At 69.4% G+C, this 687-nt stretch carries 1 protein-coding gene; it reads right to left on the bottom strand.

The window, feature by feature from the left end; all coding sequences use genetic code 11:
• Positions 1-548, bottom strand: a 548-nt coding sequence (locus AC5RUJ_RS17775; protein ID WP_494156451.1) for a thiamine-phosphate kinase, incomplete at its 3' end; no start/stop codon positions are given.
• Positions 549-687: the final 139 nt, after the last annotated feature.

Here is a 687-nt window from a genome sequence, read left to right on the forward strand (position 1 = left end):
ACGGTGTCGCCGGGACGCGCGCCGCTGCGCAGGACCGGGCTGCGGCCTTCGAGGTCCCCGGTAACGGCAGCCGTGACCACGATCGACTCGCCGCGGCCAAGATCACCGCCCACGACGGAGCACCGGCCCGCCCCCAGTTTCCGCAGGGCATCGGCCACGCCGTCGGCCAGGCTCTCGACCCATGCCACCGGCGTCGCACCGGGCAGGGTCAGGCTGATGACCAGTGACGTCGGCACGGCTCCCATGGCATTTATGTCCGAGAGGTTCTGCGCGACGGATTTCCATCCGACGTCGTAGCCCGTCGTCCGGTAGCCGGAGGGCCACTCAAGCCGGAAGTCCTGGTCCTGGACCAGTGTGTCGATCGAGATGACGGTGCGGGCATCGGGTGCCTCGATCACGGCAGCGTCATCGCCCGGCCCGACCGGGACGCGGGCGGGGCCGAGGCGCGGGAAAATCCTTTCCAGAAGCGAGCCTTCGTCCAGATCGTTGACAGTCAGTTCAGCGGCCAATCTTTTGCGTTCTCCTTGTATCTCGTCTGCCGGGTCCATGGCCCCGCGGCTCCCCCGGGACGTCACTCGCCGGACGCCCTCAGCACTGCCTGCCTGAATGCCCGGTGCCGGGCCACCGCTTCTTCGACCGGCCGTGCCACCCGCTCTTCCGCGACCCGCGCAACAGCGTCCCGGAGCC

It is taken from the genome of Arthrobacter sp. Y3223164 (assembly GCF_059091005.1).